General features: G+C 38.0%; 19 protein-coding genes and 2 pseudogenes. All 21 read right to left on the bottom strand.

Going from position 1 to position 22,892, the window contains the following annotated elements; translation table 11 throughout:
* A complete protein-coding gene (locus tag LJD61_RS09655; RefSeq protein ID WP_255227324.1) occupies window positions 1–1,593 on the bottom strand; it encodes a hypothetical protein in 1,593 nt (530 codons plus the stop codon).
* A 15-nt stretch (window positions 1,594–1,608) separates the two neighbouring features.
* Window positions 1,609–2,220, bottom strand: coding sequence for a PulJ/GspJ family protein (locus LJD61_RS09650; protein WP_255227323.1), 612 nt, complete (start codon window positions 2,218–2,220; stop codon window positions 1,609–1,611).
* A gap of 2 nt (window positions 2,221–2,222) precedes the next feature.
* Complete coding sequence (locus LJD61_RS09645) at window positions 2,223–3,647, bottom strand: type IV pilus modification PilV family protein (protein WP_255227322.1); 1,425 nt, start codon at window positions 3,645–3,647, stop codon at window positions 2,223–2,225.
* A 138-nt stretch (window positions 3,648–3,785) separates the two neighbouring features.
* A complete protein-coding gene (locus tag LJD61_RS09640; protein ID WP_255227321.1) occupies window positions 3,786–4,553 on the bottom strand; it encodes a prepilin peptidase in 768 nt (255 codons plus the stop codon).
* 78 nt (window positions 4,554–4,631) lie between these two features.
* The gene (locus LJD61_RS20310; RefSeq protein WP_303740728.1) at window positions 4,632–5,021 is read right to left on the bottom strand and encodes a type II secretion system protein; all 390 of its coding nucleotides are present in this window, start codon (window positions 5,019–5,021) and stop codon (window positions 4,632–4,634) included.
* Between the two features lie 108 nt (window positions 5,022–5,129).
* Window positions 5,130–6,329, bottom strand: coding sequence for a type II secretion system F family protein (locus LJD61_RS09630; protein ID WP_255227320.1), 1,200 nt, complete (start codon window positions 6,327–6,329; stop codon window positions 5,130–5,132).
* A gap of 16 nt (window positions 6,330–6,345) precedes the next feature.
* Window positions 6,346–7,398 (bottom strand): type IV pilus twitching motility protein PilT, encoded by a 1,053-nt coding sequence (locus LJD61_RS09625; RefSeq protein ID WP_255227319.1) that lies wholly within the window; start codon window positions 7,396–7,398, stop codon window positions 6,346–6,348.
* A gap of 10 nt (window positions 7,399–7,408) precedes the next feature.
* Entirely contained in the window at window positions 7,409–9,091 is a 1,683-nt protein-coding gene (locus tag LJD61_RS09620) for a GspE/PulE family protein (RefSeq protein ID WP_333783093.1), read from the bottom strand.
* A gap of 270 nt (window positions 9,092–9,361) precedes the next feature.
* On the bottom strand, window positions 9,362–9,853 hold the full coding sequence (locus LJD61_RS09615) for a YqeG family HAD IIIA-type phosphatase (protein ID WP_255227318.1): 492 nt from the start codon (window positions 9,851–9,853) through the stop codon (window positions 9,362–9,364).
* 8 nt (window positions 9,854–9,861) lie between these two features.
* Window positions 9,862–10,233 (bottom strand): annotated as a pseudogene (locus LJD61_RS09610) (sigma-70 family RNA polymerase sigma factor); the annotation flags it as partial.
* A 7-nt stretch (window positions 10,234–10,240) separates the two neighbouring features.
* On the bottom strand, window positions 10,241–11,590 hold the full coding sequence (locus tag LJD61_RS09605; RefSeq protein WP_255227316.1) for a recombinase family protein: 1,350 nt from the start codon (window positions 11,588–11,590) through the stop codon (window positions 10,241–10,243).
* Window positions 11,587–11,793 (bottom strand): hypothetical protein, encoded by a 207-nt coding sequence (locus LJD61_RS09600; RefSeq protein ID WP_255227315.1) that lies wholly within the window; start codon window positions 11,791–11,793, stop codon window positions 11,587–11,589. Before LJD61_RS09600 ends, LJD61_RS09605 begins: the two co-directional genes overlap by 4 nt.
* Window positions 11,794–11,861: 68 nt before the next feature.
* Window positions 11,862–12,209: pseudogene (locus tag LJD61_RS09595) on the bottom strand (sigma factor); the annotation flags it as partial.
* A 66-nt stretch (window positions 12,210–12,275) separates the two neighbouring features.
* A complete protein-coding gene (locus LJD61_RS09590; protein WP_255227313.1) occupies window positions 12,276–13,949 on the bottom strand; it encodes a peptidoglycan D,D-transpeptidase FtsI family protein in 1,674 nt (557 codons plus the stop codon).
* Between the two features lie 209 nt (window positions 13,950–14,158).
* Window positions 14,159–14,797, bottom strand: coding sequence for a uridine kinase (gene udk / locus LJD61_RS09585; RefSeq protein WP_255227312.1), 639 nt, complete (start codon window positions 14,795–14,797; stop codon window positions 14,159–14,161).
* Window positions 14,790–16,025, bottom strand: a complete 1,236-nt coding sequence (locus tag LJD61_RS09580) for a peptidase U32 family protein (RefSeq protein ID WP_255227311.1) — start codon at window positions 16,023–16,025, stop codon at window positions 14,790–14,792. The genes udk and LJD61_RS09580 overlap by 8 nt, the downstream gene beginning before the upstream one ends.
* Window positions 16,018–16,713, bottom strand: a complete 696-nt coding sequence (locus LJD61_RS09575) for an O-methyltransferase (protein ID WP_255227310.1) — start codon at window positions 16,711–16,713, stop codon at window positions 16,018–16,020. The genes LJD61_RS09580 and LJD61_RS09575 overlap by 8 nt, the downstream gene beginning before the upstream one ends.
* Window positions 16,714–16,813: 100 nt before the next feature.
* Entirely contained in the window at window positions 16,814–17,821 is a 1,008-nt protein-coding gene (gene mltG, locus LJD61_RS09570; RefSeq protein ID WP_255227309.1) for an endolytic transglycosylase MltG, read from the bottom strand.
* A 223-nt stretch (window positions 17,822–18,044) separates the two neighbouring features.
* Window positions 18,045–19,865, bottom strand: coding sequence for a translational GTPase TypA (typA, locus tag LJD61_RS09565; RefSeq protein WP_255227308.1), 1,821 nt, complete (start codon window positions 19,863–19,865; stop codon window positions 18,045–18,047).
* Window positions 19,866–19,962: 97 nt separating this feature from the next.
* Window positions 19,963–20,886, bottom strand: coding sequence for a diacylglycerol/lipid kinase family protein (locus tag LJD61_RS09560; RefSeq protein WP_255227307.1), 924 nt, complete (start codon window positions 20,884–20,886; stop codon window positions 19,963–19,965).
* A gap of 190 nt (window positions 20,887–21,076) precedes the next feature.
* On the bottom strand, window positions 21,077–22,744 hold the full coding sequence (locus LJD61_RS09555) for a ribonuclease J (protein WP_255227306.1): 1,668 nt from the start codon (window positions 22,742–22,744) through the stop codon (window positions 21,077–21,079).
* Window positions 22,745–22,892 lie beyond the last annotated feature (148 nt).

Here is a 22,892-nt window from a genome sequence, read left to right as displayed (position 1 = left end):
TTAATCTATTTCCTTCCATTCATGTATCTCCCAGCCAACGTTTGTAGGCTCCAATATATGGGGAGGATAGTCATAGAACATACGCGGATCATGTGAGTATTTCTTGTTATAGCCGGTGGTGTCAATTAAACCAACTGCTTTTCTTACTTTTTGTGTAATATTGCCCCATAATGTTATATCACCTTTTCGGGTATCGCTAGTTGAATAGTTATCTTCATAAAGCTCATAACCGAAGCCCCCATTAACTGCAAATAATGCAGAATGGATAGTTACATCTTTTGGTGCTACATCATACATACCATTGTCAGTCGATGAAGGCACCCATAAATTTTTTGGACTCCCCGATGATTTCCATTTCCATTCAAAGCTCCAATAGGCATAACCACCATCACTGGATATTGGCATTTTAGGCCATCCGTAATGAAGTATTAGAATATCATTGTTTGCGACTAAACCTAACATATCCTTACCGTTGGCTTCCCTTATCCAATGATCTTTCCCAGCTGGTTTATAAGAAGCTGTAAATGTAGTGGTTTTATATTTTATACCACCATTTTCCGGATAATTATAAAAAGTATTATTATTCCATCTAAAGGATTTGGGAGGTTGATTCGGCTTATTATTTTTATCTGTCATATTGCTTATATCATAATCATACCAGTTTGTCGGATCTGCATAAGTAATATATATGTTATTGCTAGCAGCTATGGTTAAAACTCCCTTTAATTCTCCTGAGATAAATACATTGCCGGATCTTAAATCGAATTTATCTGTACCGCCTCCAGCTGCTTTATCTACATATATTACTTTATTCTTAATGCTGCTTATATTGATATTCTTTATATCCGAAACTTTATCTCTACCATTCCTTATTTTTATATTTTCCCCATCTAAATATATGCAGGTCCTGCCTTCAAATACCATATTGTCTTTAGCAGCCCAGTTCTTCAAATCGGCATTTGTAAGAGGAAAATCCAGAGTATCCACTTTCGCAGGCTGGGCTGGGCTTTTTACTTTAAAGTCAGGATTATATCCAGTACCTTTATATAAGGTCTTGCTATAGGTTACCGTATCATAAAACACAGGTTTCTTCTGAATTCTTAGATCTCCATTTGTATGATAGGGACCATGGCTTTCATCACCTGTAGTCCACCAAATATTATTCCCTTCATCATCGCTGACATAAACATGATGTACAAATTGTTTTTTCCTGATCTTAGCTTCTATAGTTCTCTTTATATCAGGATTGGTTTTTGTCCAGCCTGTTGATCTAATCGTTATAAATCTGTCAGTATCACTGGGCTTAGTGACCTCAAGCTCGTAATATCCGTCTTGAAAGGGGATGGGAACGTTTTGTATATCAATGCTGGCTTGAGTGCTATAATAGTTCACATCATCATTTAAATGCCATAAATATTTGTTGTAACCCGCTTCTGCGTACTCTATTGCCTTTTTATTGGAATCATCGATTATATTAAATCTGGCCTCGGAATTTATCATTCTCAATGATGTAAAACCAAATATAATAGTTACAAGCGCTACAATCAATACTAAGGGGATTGATATACCTTTGTTATTGCCTATTTTATTCATAAAGCCCCCTCCTTTCTATTCTGCCTCCGTCCTGCTTTTTGAAACCAAATAAGTCTGTATCTCAATGTTTTCAGTGTATCCTTCCTTTGAAAGCACGAGTTTTAGCTTTAACTTTTTTCTATGGTCTTTAGCTTCCTGATTAGATTTTGGTTCCTTTACAACCTCCTGAGCAGAAAAAATATCTGTATTAACAACTTTTGACAGAACAGGTTTTGCTGCTCCAAATGAGCTGGCGGAATAGCTATAAGGATATTCATTACCCATAGCCTTTTTTACATCTCTTAAGATTTTTTTATTTACCAACCGATATCTTACAATTTCAGGTATATTATCGTCATCAACATCAGTATAGATATATAACTCTTCCTGACTTATCCTATGTAGCACATCTTTAGCCTCTTCTCCTTTTTTTGCCTGATTTGCCTCCTTTTGAATATTTGTCTGGAATATCCTTAGTTCTTCTGCCGCATCATAGCTTTGAGCAACGCTTCTAAAACTTCTTTGAGTAAGAAAGAACATGTTATAAGCCAATATGAAAATTAAAGCAATAAAAGGAACTACTATTACCAGTTCTACTAAAGTAAAGCCCTTCGTTTTGCAAATGGTCTTTTTATCATATTCAATCATACTCAGGACTCCCTATCTAAAATACAGTAATTTTTGTCTTGAATAAGTTTCATGCCATAAGAGTTTATCAATGTGCCTGCTTCCTTGTTATCTATTTGAAATTTTAATCTATTCCCAGTCACTCTATCAGTTGTTTTGATATTTATTAGGAATTTATTGTTTTTACCGCTGACAGCCTGAACAATATTCTTGTCTGTGTAATTGATAGCTGTATCACTCTCATAAATAGAAAACATCATTGTATCTATATTGTTGATATCTGAAGTAAACTCTATTTTGAGTGTTATGCTTTCATCGGTTTCCTGCTTAAAGCTGCCGTCCTTTATGCCAAAGCCTAGCTTTAATTTTTTTTCTGTTACGCTTCCCTTTATATATTGAAACTTACCATCCCAAAGATTTCCGTCATCATTTTCTACAAAATAATATAAGTCTGTTCCTTTTACTATTGCTTTGGTCGAATCATATATCCAAGATCTCCATATTTTTTTTGTAATGAGCTTTGTGAGATTAGTATCAAGATCAAAGCCGGTTACTGCACCTTCCGGAGGGTTATAGATAGGATTCAGCTTGACTAAAGCATTATCCATAAGTTCTTTAGGATATTCAGGTAAAACTATATACCCGGGATAGTCAACATGAAAATCCTGCTTAATAAAATCTTCTGGGGTAGCTTTTATCTCCAATTGAGCTTCATACTTCCAATTCTCATCATTTGCAACACCAATAATCCCTGTTGGCCTTGCAGTCATATCGCCAGCCTCCCATTGTTCAGGAAACACATTATACTTTGTATTGCTTAGCTCTGTGAAGTACACCTTCCCTTCGTCGTCAGTCCTACCCCAAGCAGCAAGAGTATTGCTTAAATTATTTACTATTATTTTTACGCCCTTTGCAGGCTCTGTAAAGTCCTCGCCGGTTATAACCCTTACCTTGAGAGGTATATTGCTTGAAGGAGTTCTCTCACCCTCAAAAGCAATAAGAGTGCCCATAACGGAATATGTCCTTTCTGATCCAGTTATAGGATCTCTTGCTTTTACAATCACATCTGCTTTCTTTAAAGCATTTGCTATAAAATCACCAGTGGAGGATCTGGCACTCTCCCAATAGATACTCGTTATGAAGCTATAATCTATGCCCTCGATTGTTTTAGGATTAGAACCGGTTTCATTAAGGTATAGATTTTCCTTGACTATGCCTTTAGGAGAATAACCAGAAGAGTCCAGACCTACGTCTTTGTATTCTAAAGTTTTAAGCCATTCTGTCTGTGAATAGGCAAGATTCATTGCAGTAAGCTTTATATTATTCCATTTAGCAAATTGTACCCCATAGATGGACATTGGCAGCATAAATAAGGCTATTAATGCCAATAAGGTTATTGAAACCACAATCTCAATAAGAGTAAAGCCTTTATTATGCCGTTTTATCATAGAAGCTCCTCCTAGATAAGAAATCTTCATTCACCTGCAATGTACCTGTTGCACTAACTGATAACGATTGCGGAGCTTCGGAACCAAGGCTTTGTAAGCTCCTTCACAATGCACTCTTATATCAGTTAAAACAACAAATTATTTCTGTAAAATCAATTTTAAAATATACCAATCTATAATGTTCTCGCCATACAATAGAGTGATGAAAAAGGATATACATATAAAAGGCCCGAAGGGTATGGCGTCCTTTCTTCCCTTCTTTCCCGATAAGAGCAAAAATATAGAAAATACAGCTCCTATAAGGAAGGATAATAATATATTTAAAAGCGTTTTTTTCAATCCCAGTATAAAGCCCATCACTGCTATGAGCTTTATATCTCCGCCGCCCATACCTCCGTTGGAAACCAAGGCAATTATAATAAACAAGGCTCCTGCTCCGGCAAAGCCGGAAATACTATCAAAAAAAGATATGGGGGCTTTATAAATAAAATATATAAGAGCTTTATGTATGATAGAGAGTGCTAATATCATTAAAATAAGGCTGTCCGGTATTATCTGATGATAATAGTCTATAAAGCTTATTACTATCAAAATGCTTATAATAAAGCCAAAGAAAATAAAATCAATGGACAATCCAAAATGATAAAAGATTAATAAGTATATGATTCCGTTCAATAATTCCACAATGGGATACCGTGGGGAGATGGCCCCCCCGCAATATCTGCATTTCCCACGAAGGAATAAAAAACTTAGTATGGGTATTAAATCATACCATGCCAATGGATGACTGCAATAGGTGCAATGGGAAGAAGGGAAAACTATGGACTCTTCCCGTGGTATTCTATATATGCATACATTGAGAAAGGAACCTATAATGATGCCTAATGTAAAAATTAGTATGTACATTTGCAGCCTCCTTTAGCATTATTAGATTTAAGCAGTAGTAGCCGTACCCAATGCTTCTTTTTTTTGCTTTTATAATTATTATGGTAAATTTACAGCCATTGGTGTTACATTTACTGAACCATCAGCTCCTATAGTAACTTCATATTCTTTATTATCAATATTTGTATCACCTGTACCTTTTGCTGGTGATGGCCATTTTTGTACATATTTGCCGTCTAAAGCAGTTTTTGTAGAAGCAGCATCCATATTTGCCGAAGGAACACCATTTTCTGCAATATACATATTTGCTGCGCTTTCTAGAGTCCTAACATTGGCGTTATGAGCAGTCTTAGCAGCATTTTCTCTTGAAGCTGAAAATTTTGGTACAGCTATAGCAGACAATATACCTAGAATAGCAATAACTACTACCAGCTCTACAAGCGTAAAGCCCTTTCTATTGTTGATCTTTTTTAAAAACCACTTAAACATTATAAAATCTCCTCTCTAAATTTTTAATATAATACCAATAAAATTAATGAGCTTGTCCCCCTATTTTGCATCACCCCCGAATAATATTGATATAGGCTGTTTTAAATATCAAATCGTGTTTACCATATCAAACATAGGCAAGGCTATGGATATGACTATGAAACCTACGATAAGGGCCATGATGACTACCATCAAGGGCTGCATCATTTCCGTCATCTTCTGGAGAGCTGCTTCTACCTCTTCATCGTAAAAGTCTGCGCTTTTATTCAGTATGCCGTCTAAGTCTCCGGATTCCTCCCCTATTTTTATCATAGAGTCCACCATGGGCGGGAAGATTCCGGCATCCTTTATGGTTCTGGATAATGGTACGCCCTTTCTGATATCTTCTTTTGCCTCGTCTAATCTATTCGATATATATTTATTGCCTACCACTCTGGCTACTATGTCTATGCCCTGCATAAGAGGTATACCGCTGGATAATAAGGTGGACAGGGTGCGGGTAAACCGTGAGGTGGCCAGCTTGATATTTACATTTTTAAATATGGGCACCCGAAGCTTGATTGTGTCAAATACCAGGCTTCCGTTTTCAGTGCCGTCATAGTATTTTACAGCGGATACCAAAGCAATGATCCCAATCATATACATATACCAGAGGTTTCTTAAGGAGTGGCTTATGGCCAGCAATGCCTTTGTAGGGCCGGGAAGCTCCACGCCGCTGCTTTCGAACATGCCTACAAAGGTAGGCATTACGGCAACCATTAAAAATACCACTACAGCAGTAGCTACTACAGCCAATACCATTGGATAGACCATAGCTCCCTTTACCTTGTTTTCAATCTTGAATTCCTTTTCATAGTGCACTGCCATTCTTTCCATTATAGTATCCAGGCTGCCGCTTGCTTCTCCCGCTTCCACCATGTTTATCAGAATGGGAGGGTATATTTTTGGATTATTCTTCATAGCTTCAGAAAGAGTCATACCCTTTTGTACATTGTCAAACACATCGGCTATAGCATTTTTCATTTGTTTGTTTTCTGTCTGCTTTTCCAATACATCTAAGCATTTTACTATGCTTACTCCTGCATTCAACATGGTATAGAATTGCCTGCAGAATACAGCCAGATCCTTCTTTTTTACTTTTTTTAAAGTTATAGAGGTGCTTGCGCCGCTGTTTATGGTCTGCTCAATAGATATGGGCATATAATCGCTGCCCTTGAGCATGGATATAACTTCTTCCTCATCCTGGGCATCATGGATCCCCTCAATGATCTGACCTGTTTCCGTCACTGCCCTATATTTAAATTGCATGTGAGAATCACCTGCCCTATAACAAGTATCTTTTCATTATTTCAGGATTGCTTGTCTGAATCATCAATGCCTCTTGGCTTATGAGCCCTCTCCTATAAAGGTTCAATAAAGAATTATCCAGGGTCTGCATTCCTATTTTGGAGCCTGTTTGTATTACCGTATCGATCTGGTGGGTCTTTTCTTCTCTTATAAGGTTGCTTATGGCACTTGTGGCTACCATCACCTCAAAAGCCGCTGCCCTTGATTTGCCGTCTGCGGTTGGCAAAAGCTGCTGGGATATTATGGCTTCTATCACAGTGGATAGTTGTATCCTTATTTGCTGCTGCTGATGCGGCGGAAATACATCTATTATTCTATCAATTGTTTTGGCTGCCCCCAGCGTGTGCAGAGTAGACAGCACCAGATGGCCTGTTTCAGCTGCAGTCAAAGCAATGCTTATGGTCTCTAGGTCCCTCATCTCGCCCACTAAAATCACATCCGGGTCCTGACGCAGAGCTGCTCTCAGTGCATTTGCAAAGCTTAGTGAATCATTTCCAATCTCTCTTTGGTTTATTATGCTCTTATTGTGCTTGTGGAGATATTCTATAGGGTCCTCCAGGGTTATAATATGGTACTTTTTTTCCCGGTTTATCTGGTCAATCATATAGGCAAGAGTAGTAGATTTGCCGCTGCCTGTGGGGCCGGTAACGAGTATGAGGCCCCTGGGCAGCCTTGCCAGATCCTGTACTATAACAGGAAGCCCCAATTCTTCAAGAGTAGGTATTTTTAGTGGTATTATCCTTATAGCAATCCCATAGCTTCCCCTCTGCCTGTATATGTTTATTCTAAACCGTCCTACACCCGGCGAAGAATAGGATGTATCAATTTCTCCTTTTTGTTTAAGCTCACTGAACTGTCTTTCATTGAGCATGAGCCTGGCGATCTCTTCCGTATCCTTAGGCGTCATATCTGCATCGCCCATTTTTACCAATTCCCCATTGATTCTGAAGATTATGGGCAAGCCAACTGTGATATGTATATCCGAGGCTTTCTTTTCTATTCCTGATTGAACCAGTTTTAAAAAATCCATTATCTCACTCCTAATCCGTCGTATATCCTACTCTAAGCACTTCCTCTACGGAAGTAATACCTTGTAATGCCAAGCTTGTCGCGCTGTGGAGAAGGGTAGTCATACCATTTTTTATAGCCTCATCTTTTATCTCATCAGTAGTAGCACGATTATCTATTAATTTTCGTATCTCGTGATCCAGGTACATCACCTCATGAACCGGTATTCTTCCTCTATATCCCTTGATGCACTTATTGCAGCCATGGGGCTTATACAAAGTCAATTCCTTGCCAGATTCTGCATTGAGCATTTTTCTTTCTTTATCAGATGCAGAATATGGGATTTTGCAGCCGTTGCATAGCCGCTTTACCAATCGTTGCGATATTATGCCTATTATTGATGTGGATACAAGGTAGGGTTCAATCCCCATATCTACCAGCCTGGCAATCGTTGATGCAGTGTCATTGGTGTGTAGCGTAGAAAGGACCAGGTGGCCGGTGATAGAAGCTCTCACTGCTATTTCTGCCGTTTCTGAGTCTCTTATCTCTCCCACCATTATGATATCGGGATCTTGCCTGAGTATTGAACGCAGCCCGCCGGCAAAGGTTAAACCTGCCTTATTGTTTACCTGTACTTGATTTATTCCATCAAGCTTATATTCCACAGGATCCTCTACAGTTATTATGTTTTGCTCTTCTCTATTTAAATCCTTTAATATTGTATATAGGGTAGTGGTTTTACCGCTGCCGGTAGGACCGGTGACCAGGATTATTCCATAGGGCTGGCGTATAATCCTGTTAAATATCTTAAGATCGCTTTCAGAAAAACCCAAGTCCTCTTTGGAAAAATTGAATCCGTCTCTATCCAGGAGCCTTATTACTATTTTTTCACCATACACCGTAGGCAAAGATGATATTCTCATGTCAATGCTTTTGCCTTCCAATTCCATCTCTATCCTGCCGTCTTGGGGGATTCTCCTTTCTGCAATATCCATCCTGCCCATTATCTTTATCCTTGTAGCTATTGCCATGTGGCTTTTCTTAGAAAAGCTCATTATCTCCTGCAGGTCACCATCCAGTCTGAGCCTGATCCTTATATTGTTTTCATAGGGTTCAATATGTATATCACTGGCCTTCATCCTGACAGCCTGCTCCATAATAGTATTTACAAGCTTCACAACAGGTGCGCTGTTAACATCTGATAATTCACTTTCATCTAAATCATCCAGGCTGCTGGGTACAAATTTTTCTTCGAATTCTTCGATTACTTTCTTTGTGCCCTCCTGAGTATAATATTTATTTATGGTCCTTGTTATTACAGACTTAGCGGATAGGGCTATCTTCACCTTCATACCCGTCAGCAGCTTGATATCATCTATAGCGAATATATTAAGTGGATCATTCATTGCCACCAGCAGTTCACCATCAACAATATCTATGGGGATCAGGTCATATTTTCGAGCAATGTTCTCAGGCACCAGGGCTATAATCTTTGGGTCGAGCATACGATAAGCCAGGTCAATAACAGGAACCTTCAGCTGCTCTTCCAAGACTTCCAAAATATCTTCTTCCTTTACATATCCGAGCTCTACCAGGACTTCGCCAAGTTTCTTGTTTTTTATGCTTTTTTGCTTTTTCATCGCTTCTTCCAATTGTCCCTGGTTGAGCTTACCTGTGATTATCAACATATCTCCTAAACGCAGATTTTTCTTCACGCTGCTCACCTTCTTACAGTTTAATATTTCTATTGCAATTGTTTTTATATATAAAAAAACCAACTAATATATTACTAGCCGGTTGCGCCACAACGTCTCTATGGCATAGGCGCCCAAATGTATCCATAGTTCAAACGTCCTAATTCGGTGATTAAATTGTACTACTTATTTTAGATAATTATATTCTATAAAATTTTGCAAAATCCTTCACATATAGAAAATTTAATCAATAATTATACATGATTTTCCATGCTCATAGCTTTAAATTCTTCATTTTATTATTTTCTTTAATACAAATCTTTCTATTTTTCGCATGAACCTTGTCCATATGAATTCCTTGGGGCTTATAGGAGTAACAAGTATAGTAAATAAACCGATGCGGTTACCCCCAAGTATATCGGTAAATAGCTGATCACCTATTACTGCTGTATTTTTCTTATCGGTTTGAAGAAGCTTCATAGCCTTTAAGAATGGAGAGGTTTTCGGTTTGCCCGCTTTATGTATAGCCGGAAGTGCCAGTATTTCATTGAATTTTTCCACCCTTTTTCTAGTGTTATTGGAAATCATACATATTTTTAAGTTTTCCTCTTGCAGGCTTTTAATAAAATTCAGTGCTTTTTCATCTGCTTCTTTTGTATCCCAAGCCACCAATGTGTTATCAATATCAATTATTATACCTTCAATACCATTTTGCTTTAATATTCCAATATCTATCGAAAAGACAGATTCATAATGCATATCAGGAATCAGTAGTTTTTTCATAATATCCCTCAACTCTCAATGTACAGTTCTTTATATAGCTTTTTTATAGCTCTTTTCTCTATTCTTGATACGTAAGACCTTGATATACCAAGCATATCCGCTATTTCCCTCTGAGTCTTGCACACTCCGTTTATCAACCCGTACCGAAGTTCTAATATTTGCTTTTCTCTTTGCTTCAGTATAGATTCCATTTTCTGATAAAGCTTTTTTATTTGAATCTTTAGCTCCACTTCATCCAGTATCAGATCAGAATCGCTGCCTAATATGTCTATGAGAGAAATTTCATTGCCTTCTTTATCTATGCCTATAGGTTCATTTATTGATACTTCGGATTTTATCTTCTTAGATGCGCGTATTGTCATCAATATTTCATTTGCTACCCTGACCCTATGGAAACATATGGCTGCTAAATAGGATTATATCAAGTTTTTCACCATCCCACAATATTTTGTCTATGATTGCCTTGATGAAGCTTCTCTTATCAGCGGCTCCCATACAATTCCATCGATCGTCTCTCATAAAATTAACATCTAATTTATCCATAAGCTTTTTTAATGCTTCAATAACTTTGAGATCAGCTCTATTGCCGTTAAGATTACAGCTTTGACATTGAGCTTTTTTGCTCTTCTCTTTCTTTTCACAAATATAATAGAAGATCTGCTCAGCATTTGAATTCCAGCGCTTCATGGTTTTTGGGCGCATGAAGCTCCCGCAGTTTTTGCACTGCAGAACACCGGAAAGAATGGATTGAGAGCTTTTCACCTTTCTGTATGCTTTAGATTTATTCTGATTCAATAACCTTTGAGCCTCTATCCAATCCTTGCCTGATATGACTCCATCATGTTTGCCTACAGCAATTATCCATTTGCTGATATCTCGATATTTTGGGTTTGTACCTTCTCCTTTTTGCCGTGTTTTATTATATCCTATTATGCCATTGATACCGTTAAATTCATGAAGATCTGAGCATAGACAGTATCCTTCACTTTGAAAGTACTCGAATAGTTCTTTATCACTCCTTGCATATACAGGATTTTTCAAGATCAACTTGATAGAGTGCCGATTAAATTCAATCCCATTCTTTGTTTTGATATCATTTTCCATCAGGAACTGCTCTACTCCTGTCAATGATTTAAGCTCAAGAAATTTATTGTAAATTTTTTTTACTGATACAATTTCATTATCTATTGATGCCAGTTTATACTCCTTCTTTTCTTTCCCGTCTGAGCCCTTGTTGATCACTGCTTCTGACCTGAAGCCGGTAGGTGGGTTACCCCCGAGCCACCGACCAGATTTTGCAAGCTGCAGCATATTATCCTTTATTCTTTCTGCTATAGTCTCTCTCTCAAGTTGTGAAAATACAGAAGCGATATACATCATAGCCCTTCCTATAGGAGTTGTTGTATCAAATTGCTCTCTTATTGAAACAAAGCCTATATTATCTTTATTTAGCACCTCTATTAGATTTAAGAAATCCAATACATTTCTGCTTATTCTATCAAGCCTATAGCATATTATTATATCTATATTTTTTTTCTTTACATCCCTCAGCATCTTCTGGAATTGAGGCCTGTTGGTATTGCTGCCGGAAAAGCCTTCATCCTCGTATATAACAAAGTCCTTTACATCTATATCAAGGTTCTTTATACCGTACTCCTTGCAAAGCTGTATTTGATTTTCAACGCTTTCTCCCTTTCCCGTGAACTTGCTCTTCCTGGAATAAATTGCGGCCTTCATAGCATATCCTTCTCCTTATGTGCAGCAATATTCAGCTTCGTATTCAATTTCCTCTTCCCTTTTTCATGCTCCTGTAAGGAATCAAGGTTTTCCCTGGATAAGTTATTATAGGCATCTTCGATTCTTTTTCTTAAGTTTTGTTTTTCTGCTTCGGTTTCTGGAAAACAAATACTGACTTCATACATTTTTACTTTTCTTGACATAAAAAAAACCCCCTCTTCCTCATATTTAATATATATGTAAGGCGAGAGGGATTATGTAGACCTTATGCTAATATTTCATTTTCAATACACCTGGCAGCATAAGTAGCAAGCCTTGTGCCCTTTTCGCCTTTGAAAGTAACAATGGCTTTTATGAGGCCTATTGTTCCGATAGATATGAGGTCGTCGCTTTCCTTGCCGCTTCCAAATTTTTTGACTATATGGGCAACCAGTCTGAGATTCCTTTCAATCAATATATTTTTTGCATCTTCATCACCTTTTTGATACAGATCAAGATAGTACTGCTCTTCTTCCGGAGTTAAAGGCTGCGGGAAGGAGTTAGCGCTTTGAACATAGCCAAAAAGCAAAATAACATCCTTAAAAGTCTCTGCAATCAAGGAGCATATCAATAGCAGCATTATTAAAACCTCCTATTTTAGTGTCACTTTTAATTATATGATTTTTAGAATACTATTGTGACTGTCCTATCTTTTAATATTTGTAAGAATATTTTCTCCTACCTGTTTAAAAATAGGTGCTGCCGAACCTCCGCCTGAACGGCCGTTGTTTATAAATACCGTTATTGCATATTGAGGATCATTGGATGGTATAAAGCCGGTAAACCATCCGTGGATAATATTTCCATTTTTCATACCTGTTTCTGCTGTGCCGGTCTTGCCGCTGCTTCCGCCGAATTTTTCAATATTTGCTTGCTTTCCTGTTCCATAGACCGCTACATCTCTCAGCATCCTTTTTAGCCTATATGCCGTTGTGGGAGAAAGAACTATTCTGGGGCTGCCTTTATCTATTTTTTTTACTGTTCCTCCATCTTCGTTTATAAGCTCATCTATCAATCTTGCATCATATTTTATCCCGTTATTGGCTATAGAAGCCATCATAGCAGTGACTTGAAGAGGGGTTACCTGAATCTTCCCCTGACCTATAGATATGTTGCCTATTCCCTCTTCCTGAGAATTCGGAATATATCCTGCCTTTTCTTCAAGGATTTCATAGCATTGCTTCTCTCCAAGGCCAAGTTTTCTTGCCATATTTAATATAGTCTCTGCTCCCAGCTCCATCCCTATTTTCACAAAGGTAGTATTGCAGGACAAAGCGAAGGCTTCATCAATTGTAATTTCTCTATTTTCATGGCTTTTATGAGTAGAACAGTTTATTACACTGTTTCCTACTGCTATGCTTCCTTCGCAAATATATTTCTGATCAAGATTTATTTTTCCGCTTTCGATAGCTGCTGCTGCAACGACTATCTTAAATACAGATCCCAGATCGTATGGCCATATCGCTTTATTTATGAGCTCCTCTCCATTGCTGTTTATATATTTTTGTATATTATCCTGCTCATAATCAGGGTGGCTTGCCATAGCCAATATATCTCCTGTTTTAATATCCATTACCACAATAGCTCCATTGATATCGTTTTTATCCATGATCTCTTCAACTATATTCTGAATATGATAGTCCAGAGTAAGCTTTATCCCATAGTTTATGCCTTGGCTGCTAGCTTCAACCTTTCTAAAGCCCAATCCCGGTATTATATTTTTACTGCTGTCAACCACTGCTATAATGCTTTTGCCCGTCACTGCAGACAGATAGTTATCCATACTTTTTTCTATTCCCATTTCGCCCTTTTTATCAGATTTGCTTATATAGCCTATAACATGCCTGCCGATAGATTCTACAGAGTACCTTTGATTTTTTTCTATGGCAATTACACCTTTAAGCTTGCCTGACTCAATAAAACTGAGCAATTCATCATCCCTGTTTTCATATAAAAACTCCAAAGCATCGGCATTTGAATTTATTTTTTTCGCAACGGCATCACGGGATAAACCGCTCAATTTAGAAATTATTGATACGGCTGTATCTCTATCTTGGATATAAGCAGGATACACTATTATATACTTATGTATTTCCCGGCCGGTAAAAGGAATAAGATTTCTGTCATAAATATTTCCTCTGTCCGCACCTAAGGATATGCTCATCATTCTTTGCTGTACAGCCTTCTTGCTATATTCTTTATTTTTAATTATTTGAATGAAAAACAGTCTTGCAAGCAGCGCTATGCATAGAATAATAAACAATATCCCTATGAGCAGGATTCTTTTTTTGCTCCCAAGCGATATTTCATGATCCGGCATAAATATAACCTCCAGGCCAGTGAATTGAGAAACTCCGCTTTTATTATTATGGCAGGTTATTTTGCAGATTATACCATTATGCTTGATGCTATGAATAGCTAAATACCGCTACACTATCAAATAGTATAGCGGTATTTAGCTATTGTACAAATTATTATAATTTCATATAGATTTTAGAAAGCGTTATCCGGAGGCATAAGGGCGGTTAATTATCGTATAAAATCCCCTTTTGTATTTAGAATGCTGTTGATCTTGGCTACGATTATATCTATGGCTACTCTATTGTAGCCTCCCTCGGGAATTATTATATCTGCATACCGTTTAGTAGGCTCTATAAACTCATAATGCATAGGCTTTACGACTTCCATGTATTGCTTTATTATAGAATCCAAGGACCTTCCTCTTTCCTCCATATCCCTCAGTATCCTTCTTATAATTCTCACATCGGCATCAGTATCTACAAATATTTTTATATCCAGTAATTCGCGTATCTCAGGTGAATCCAGTATCAGTATGCCTTCAAGAATTATTATTTCCCTGGCCTCTATCCTTACAGTCTCTTTTTTCCTATTGTGAACAGTAAAATCATACAAAGGTTTTTCGATAGGCTTATTATTAAGAAGATCCTTTAAATGTGAAACCAGCAGATCTGTATCAAAAGCAAAGGGATGATCGTAGTTGGTCTTTATTCTTTCCTCGCTTGATAAGTGACTTTGATCCTTATAATAGCTGTCCTGCTCAATGATGGAAATATTGCTCTTCGGGAGGCTTTCATATATGGCCCTGGCAACCGTGCTTTTACCTGAACCGGTGCCTCCTGTTATGCCGATTAATAAGGGTTTACTCATCTGCTCCTCTCTCCCTTCTGATAATATCATACTTTTCCACTGCTTTTTTCATTCTCATTTTAAATATCTGTTGAGGGTGAGGAACTGATGAAATCTCCTGTCCATCCGTATCCCACATGGCTTCAATTTTTTGAGTGAACATCTTTTTATGAGGTCCGATAATTTCAATTTCTTCACCCAATGACATTTTGTTTCTTTGCTCTATGGTAGCAATACCGGAAGCAGCATCATAATCCTGCACTATTCCGACAAAGGCATAATCTCTGACATATGAACTGGTTTCATATATTTGTCCTTTGCTGTCGGGCTTTCCGAAGTAAAAGCCTGTTGAGAATTCTCTATGACTTGCTTTATGAACCTCATCCAGCCATTCTTTATCCACTATATAATTTTCCGGTTTTTCAAAATATTCATCTATAGCTTTTCTATAAGCCCTTACCACTGTCGCCACATAATAGGAACTCTTCATCCTGCCTTCGATCTTAAAGCTTTTTATGCCTGAGTTCACCAGCTCGGGTATATGATCTATCATGCATAAATCTCTGGAATTGAATATATAAGTGCCTTTTTCATCTTCTTCTATGGGCATATATTGTCCAGGCCTTTTTTCTTCCATCAAGTAGTATTTATAACGGCAAGGATGGGCACATTCCCCTCTATTTGCATCTCTGCCTACCATATAATTGCTAAGAAGGCATCTGCCAGAGTAAGATATGCACATAGCCCCATGGACAAAAGCCTCAAATTCCAGGCCTTTAGGGGCTTTCTCCACAATGTCCTTGATTTCATTAAAGCTCAATTCCCTGGCAAGGACTATTCTTTTAACACCTTGCTTATACCAGAACTCCGCGCTTTTATAGTTGGTATTGTTGGCTTGGGTGCTTAAATGTATTTCCATGCCCGGTGCCACTTCCTTAATCGTCAAAAATACACCGGGATCTGATAATATCAAAGCATCCACGCTAAGCTTTTCCAGCTCTTTTATATAATCGCTCAGCCCTTCCAGGTCTTCATTATGAGGTATTATATTGACTGTTATATATACTTTCTTCCCCAGTTCGTGTGCGATTTCTATTCCTTCTTTGATATCCTCCAGGGTAAAGTTGCCTGCTTGTGCTCTTAGGCCAAATCTCTCTCCTCCTAAGTACACTGCGTCGGCACCATAAATAAGCGCCATTTTTAGTTTCTCCAGATTTCCTGCGGGCGCAAGCAATTCGGGTTTAATCATCAATTATTGCCTCCTTTTGCTTAATGCTGATTGAAACTCCATCACCTATGGGAATAACTACCGTCTGAAGCGCTTCGTTATCCGATATAAAGCTTAAAAATTTTTTGAGTCTCTTAACTATGGTTATTTTCCTTCTTATCAGCAGGCTTCTTTCTGCTACCATTCCCCTAAAAAGCACATTATCGCAAATAAATAGTCCCCCGACTTTTAGTTTATCAAAAGAAAGCTTTAAAAAATCCATATATTGACCTTTTGCCGCATCTACAAATATAATATCATATATTCCTTCCAAGGATTCCAGTATTTCTGACGCATCACCTGATATTACAGTGATATTTTTTTCATAGCCCGATTTCTTTATATTCTCCCTTGCCAGTTCAGACAAGTCTTCTTTTTTTTCAAGTGTAGTAATTTTAAAGTTTTCCCCCATAGCATTTCCCATCAGAATTGAAGAATAACCTATTGCAGTACCGATCTCAAGTATATTTTTTGCATTTGCAGACTTTATCAATATAGATAAAAGAGAAGCAACATCGGTAGTGATGATCGGAACATGGTTTTCCTCTGCATATTTCTCCAATTCCTCAAGTATCCCTTGGTTTTTAGGCAGTAGGCTATTTATGTAGTTTTGAATGTAATCATGGTTTATATTGCTCATTGAATCGCCTTTCCTCATTTTAATAGGCAATACACAGCACCCCTGTGTATTGCCTATCAAGCTTATTTTTTTATCCCGCAGCCGAGATAACATATCTGCTTCCTTCCATCATTAGTATTCCATGAAAGCCTTACTTATATTTATTCTGAGCTTGAATATGCTCCTTAAAGGTTTTGGAGAAAACATGAGAACCATCATTCAGCGCAAAAAAGTACAAGTAATCCGTATCATCGGGGTATAAAGCAGCCTCTATAGATTTTAAGCCCGGCGATGCAATGGGTCCTGGAGGCAAGCCTGGATTCTTATAGGTATTGTATGGTGATTTTACTTCCAAATCCTTGTATAGCAATACTTCCTTTCTCTCTTTCAGAATATATTGTATTGTTGCACAGGATTGCAGAAGCATTTTATTTTTCAATCGATTATGGAACACTGAGGATATTATTTTTCTATCCTTTTCTAACTTTGCTTCTCTTTCTATGATAGAAGCAAGGGTTATGACCTCATCAATGGACATCTTGAGCTCTTCAGCTCTTTTTTTATATTCATCATTAAATATCGTATCAAAGCGGCTTAGCATTTTTTTAATTATTTCTTTCTCATCGGAGCCTTTGTATACTTCATATGTGTCGGGGAAAAGATAACCTTCCAGCTTCCCCTCTTCCCTTTTTATCGGCTTTATAAAGCTATAATCAAAGTCAGCTTTCTTCATCAAATCTTCATACTTTTCACGTTCACCTAATCCCAATTCAACCAACCTGTCGATTATCATTCTTACTTCATAGCCTTCAGGTATTGTGAATTTAACTGTTTCTGCAAAGCCTTTTCCATTGCGGAGTATTTCAGATATAGCTTTTACATCCATAGAGCTGCTGATATCATAGGTTCCAGCTTTATACTTACTGTCCAGGCCATTTATTTTGCTGTACAATTTAAACATGGTCTTATTTCTGATCAGATGCTTTTCTTCTAATATGGCACCAATTTTATTTGAATTAGCTCCACTCGGTATAGTTACTGTTATTATGTTACCCTCTTCAGCCTTGACGGGTTTCAGCGAAAGGTTATAGTAGTACATAGAACCTGCAACAATAACAATCAATATAAATGAAAAGAATATAGTTAGCTTCTTATGCATGAAGTCGCCACCTTTCTAGAGCCTGTTTAGCATCTACTTGCACTTGATCTTTTGGCAGATTTTCCGCCATACTGCGTTAAATTCTCTTGTAATACCACCAGTATTCCTGCGAAAATTTGCCTTGTCTGACGAAAAATCTGCTCAAAATCTCAAGCACCCGCAGACGCCAAACAGGCTCTAATTCTTTTTCATTATATAACGTGCCACATTTTTTGACAAGACTCTAACCCTTTCTCATTTTCGCCCTCAGGCTTCCATCCAATACTTTTTTTCTAAGTCTGATTGATTTTGGCGTAATTTCTACCAATTCGTCTCCCGCAATGAACTCCAGGCATTCCTCGAGGCTCATTTCTATATGCGGGCTTAGCTTTAATGCTTCATCAGAGCCTGATGCCCTCATATTGCTGACATGCTTTTTTTTGCATACATTTACATCCAGATCATCACTTTTGGCACTTTCTCCGACTATCATACCTTCATATACTTCAATGCCTGCTCCTACAAAAAGCTCTCCTCTGTCTTGAACATTATAGAGTCCATAGGTTGTGGTTTCTCCTGCCTCAAAGGCTACAAGGGCTCCCCTATTTCTTTCAGGCACTTCTCCTTTATGGGGTTCGAAGCCCATGAAAAGATGGTGCATTATACCGTTGCCTTTTGTGTCGGTCAAAAACTGGGATCTATAACCTATAAGGCCTCTTGTGGGTATTTTAAATTCAACCTTTAGATAGCTGTCGTTTGTGGTATGCATATTCAACATTTCTGCTCTTCTTGCGCCCAGCTTTTCCATTACTACACCCAAGTAATCCTGAGGCACCTCTACAAATAAATTCTCGATGGGTTCGCATATTTCTCCGTTTATCTCTTTCAATATTACAGTAGGTTTGGATACCTGAAATTCATACCCTTCTCTTCTCATTGTCTCTATCAAAATTGAAAGGTGGAGTTCTCCTCTTCCATAGACTTCAAAAGCATCCGGGGAGTCTGTTTCCAACACCCTTAAAGCCACATTGGTTTCAAGCTCCTTCATAAGCCTTGCTCTTAGATGCCTTGAAGTGACATAATCCCCTTCCCTTCCTGCAAAGGGGCTGTTGTTCACCATGAAGGTCATGGATATAGTAGGCTCCTCAACTTCTATTAATGGAAGTGGATCAGGATTTTGAACATCGCACAGGGTCTCGCCTATATTTATATCATCTATTCCCGGAATGGCTATTATGTCTCCTATAGATGCTTCGTTGATCTCTATCCTTTTCAATCCGATAAAGCCGTAAAATCTTCCTATTTTCACGTTTTGGACGCTTCCGTCTCTCTTGCACAGAACAGCACTCTGGCCGTATCTTATGCTGCCCCTAAAAATCTTTCCCACTGCAACTCTGCCGATATATTCGTCATATTCAATGGTAGTTATGAGAAATTGCAATGGTCCGTCTAAACTGCCGGATGGCGGTTCAACTTTGTTTATTATAGTTTCAAATAATGGCGTCAGATCCTTCCCCTCATCATCCATATTGTATTTAGCAAATCCAGCTTTTGCAGAAGCATAGATGATCGGAAAATCAAGCTGGTCGTCATCAGCTCCTAAATCAATAAACAAATCTATTATTTCGTCAATAACCTCAGGTATTCTTGAATCCGGTCTATCAATCTTGTTTATTACAACAATTGGCTTTAGAGCTAAAGCCAATGCCTTTTTCAGCACAAACCTGGTTTGAGGCATCGGTCCTTCGGATGCATCCACTATCAGAAGAACACTGTCAACCATCTTTAAAACCCTCTCGACTTCACCGCCGAAATCTGCGTGTCCAGGGGTATCTACCACATTTATTTTAATACTCTTATAATTAATGGCAGTATTTTTTGCCAGTATGGTTATACCTCTCTCCCTCTCCAGATCATTTGAATCCATTACCCTCTCCGCAACATTTTCATTGCTCCTGAAGGTGCCGCTTTGCCGCAACAATCCGTCAACCAAAGTTGTCTTTCCATGGTCAACGTGGGCAATTATGGCTATATTCCTTATGTCCTCTCTTACAAAATTATTCATGGTACACTTCCTTTATATTACGAATTGTTTCAACAATAAAACATTATACATTTACAGCTTAATAATTACAATATCAGCATCATTCTTTGATATTTATTCATCTCCCGACAAGCACTTTTAATTTTTTAGGCAGAATGTGAAATTCTGCTTCTATTATTCCCGGCTGTTCACCGTCTATCTCAATCAATGCCTTCTGCTTTGAATTTACTTTTATATGCTTCCCTTTGTAATGGCTTACCTTGGGATGGCTCAAGTGTGTGCCGTTATATATTTTTGAGAAATTATATAACAGCTCAAATTTGTTTAGATTGCCAAGAATTATGATGTCGAAAAATCCATCTGTCATATCCGCCATTGGAGCAATCTTCATTCCTCCGCCAAAATATTTGCCGTTTGCTATTATTACACTGTTTAGCTTTTCTTTTATATTCATATCATCGATAGATATTTCAAAGCATTTATTCTTATATACTATTATCGTAGTCAGCGCTCCCAACATAAAGGATAAAAAGCCTTTTAGCGCTTTTGAATTTCTGTTTACCCTGAATGTAGTTTCTCCACCTATGCCTACATCTGATACATTGAGAAAATATCTTTGACTTTTCTTTCCGCCATACTCTATGAAATCCACCTTTCCTACATCATATGCTTCGCTTTTCATATCCTTTAGAACCGCTATTATTGAGTCTACATCATTTTTTATGCCCATGGTTTTTATTGCGTCACAGCCTGTCCCTCTTGAGAATACAGCTAAGGCTGCATTTTCATTTATCAGCCTTCCGCCTTCAAAGAAGCCATTGACGACTTCATTCATAGTTCCATCTCCGCCTACAGATACTATAATCTCGCAGCCCCCTTTTAGAGCGTTTCGCGTCAGCTCTACGGCATGCATCGGATATTCCGTGAGCACATAATCCAGATCTATTCCGGAAATCCTTAAGATTTTTTCCAAATTTGGCCATTGTCTGCCTGTAGATCCGTTTGCGGATACAGGATTTACTATAGCAAATATTTTCTTCATCAGATTACCCCCAAAATGCTATTATATCTGATAGCAAACCGTCGCTAATTTACATAGCGACGCCAAGCCATCGGGCAAAATCCATAGGAACTAAGAATTCTGTTAATGATACATTAAGAAAAGCCTTGATGCTTCAAGGCTGTTATAATCCTCTGATATAAGGAATTTTTTCGATTGTAGGAAAATTTCCTTATATCTCCATTATGATAGGAAGGATCATCGGGTTTCTCTTGGTTTTTTGATATATATATTCTTTAAGATTATCTTTAATATAGGTCTTTATTGTTCCCCACTCGGTTATCTTCTTTTCTTCGCATGATACCAGCGCTTCTTTGATTACAGACCTGGCTTGCTCCATCAAATCCTCCGATTCTCTCACATATACAAAGCCTCTTGATATTATGTCAGGCCCTGCAACCACTAAGCCGGATTCTTTGCTCAATGTCACTACAACCACTATAAGGCCGTCCTGGGATAGATGCTTTCTGTCACGAAGGACTATATTCCCCACATCCCCTACACCAAGACCGTCTACCAGCACCCTTCCAGCCATTACTGTTCCGGTAATTTTGCCTGTATCTTTAGTAAATTCCATCACCGTGCCGTTATCAGCTATAAATATGTTTTCTTTAGCAACTCCCATTTTTTCTGCTATCTGGGCATGCTGAATAAGATGCCTGTATTCCCCGTGTACAGGTACGAAAAACTTAGGCTTTATAAGCGCCTGAAGCAGCTTCAATTCTTCCTGGTATGCGTGTCCTGACACATGGACATCTGCCAGGGCTTCATAAATAACATCCGCACCTTTTTTAAACAATTGATTGATCACTCTGGAAACCAATTTCTCATTGCCGGGAATAGGCGTTGCAGATATTATTACAGTATCACCAGGAACAATATCAACCTTTCTATGATCCGACGAAGCCATTCTTGTCAATGCAGACATAGCTTCACCCTGACTTCCCGTAGTGATTATGGTTATTCTATTAGCCGGATACTTATCTATATGATCTATATCTAAAAGAACATTTTCAGGAATATCCAAGTATCCTAATTCTGTAGCAACATTTATTACATTCACCATGCTTCTTCCCGATATTGCAACCTTTCTGCCCGATTGAATGGATGCATTGACCACCTGCTGTATTCGGTGTATATTGGATGCAAATGTTGCCACAAGTATCCTTTGCTTAGCATTGCTGAACAATTCAGTAAAGTTGTGACCCACAGTGCTCTCTGACATAGAGTAGCCTTCCCTCTCAACATTAGTACTATCGGCCAGCATTACCAATACACCTTTTTTGCCCAACTCTGCAAATCGGTGAAGATCTATCAACTCTCCGTCTACGGGTTGATAATCTATCTTGAAATCACCTGTATGAACTATAGTGCCTACAGGGGTGTGTACTGCCAGCCCAACCGAATCTGCTATGCTGTGGTTTGTCTTGATAAACTCAACTTCCAAATCCCCGAGCTTTACTACATCCCTTGGCTTTATTATATTCATACTCACATCAGATAAAGTAGTGTGCTCTTTAAGCTTGTTCTCAACAAGACCTAAAGTGAGCTTTGTACCGTACAAAGGAACGTTTATCTGACGCAGTACATATGGCAGTGCGCCTATGTGGTCTTCATGTCCGTGCGTTAGCATTATGCCTTTCACTTTATCTTTATTCTTTAATAAATAGCTTATGTCGGGGATCACCAAATCTATTCCGAGCATCCCCTCATCTGGAAACATAAGGCCGCAGTCTATAACTATTATTGTATCCTTGTACTCTACAACAAGCATATTCTTCCCAATTTCCTGCAAGCCGCCCAATGGTATTAATTTTAGTTTTGCTTTCGTGTTAGCCAAAAAACATACTTCCTTTCTTTTATTCGCATTAATATTATTTGCTTATTATACTTTTTTATAAGGCATAAGAAAGCATAGATCTCCTTAGTCTGACTTAACCTTAAATGTATTTTCAAAGACTTAGCCCGCTGCTAAAATCTTTATTAAA

Origin of the sequence: Lutispora saccharofermentans (assembly GCF_024363565.1) — a bacterium.
Lineage (GTDB): Bacteria > Bacillota > Clostridia > Lutisporales > Lutisporaceae > Lutispora > Lutispora saccharofermentans.
The sequence above is the reverse complement of the archived record's forward strand: the minus strand, read 5'-3'. Positions and strand labels throughout refer to the sequence as shown.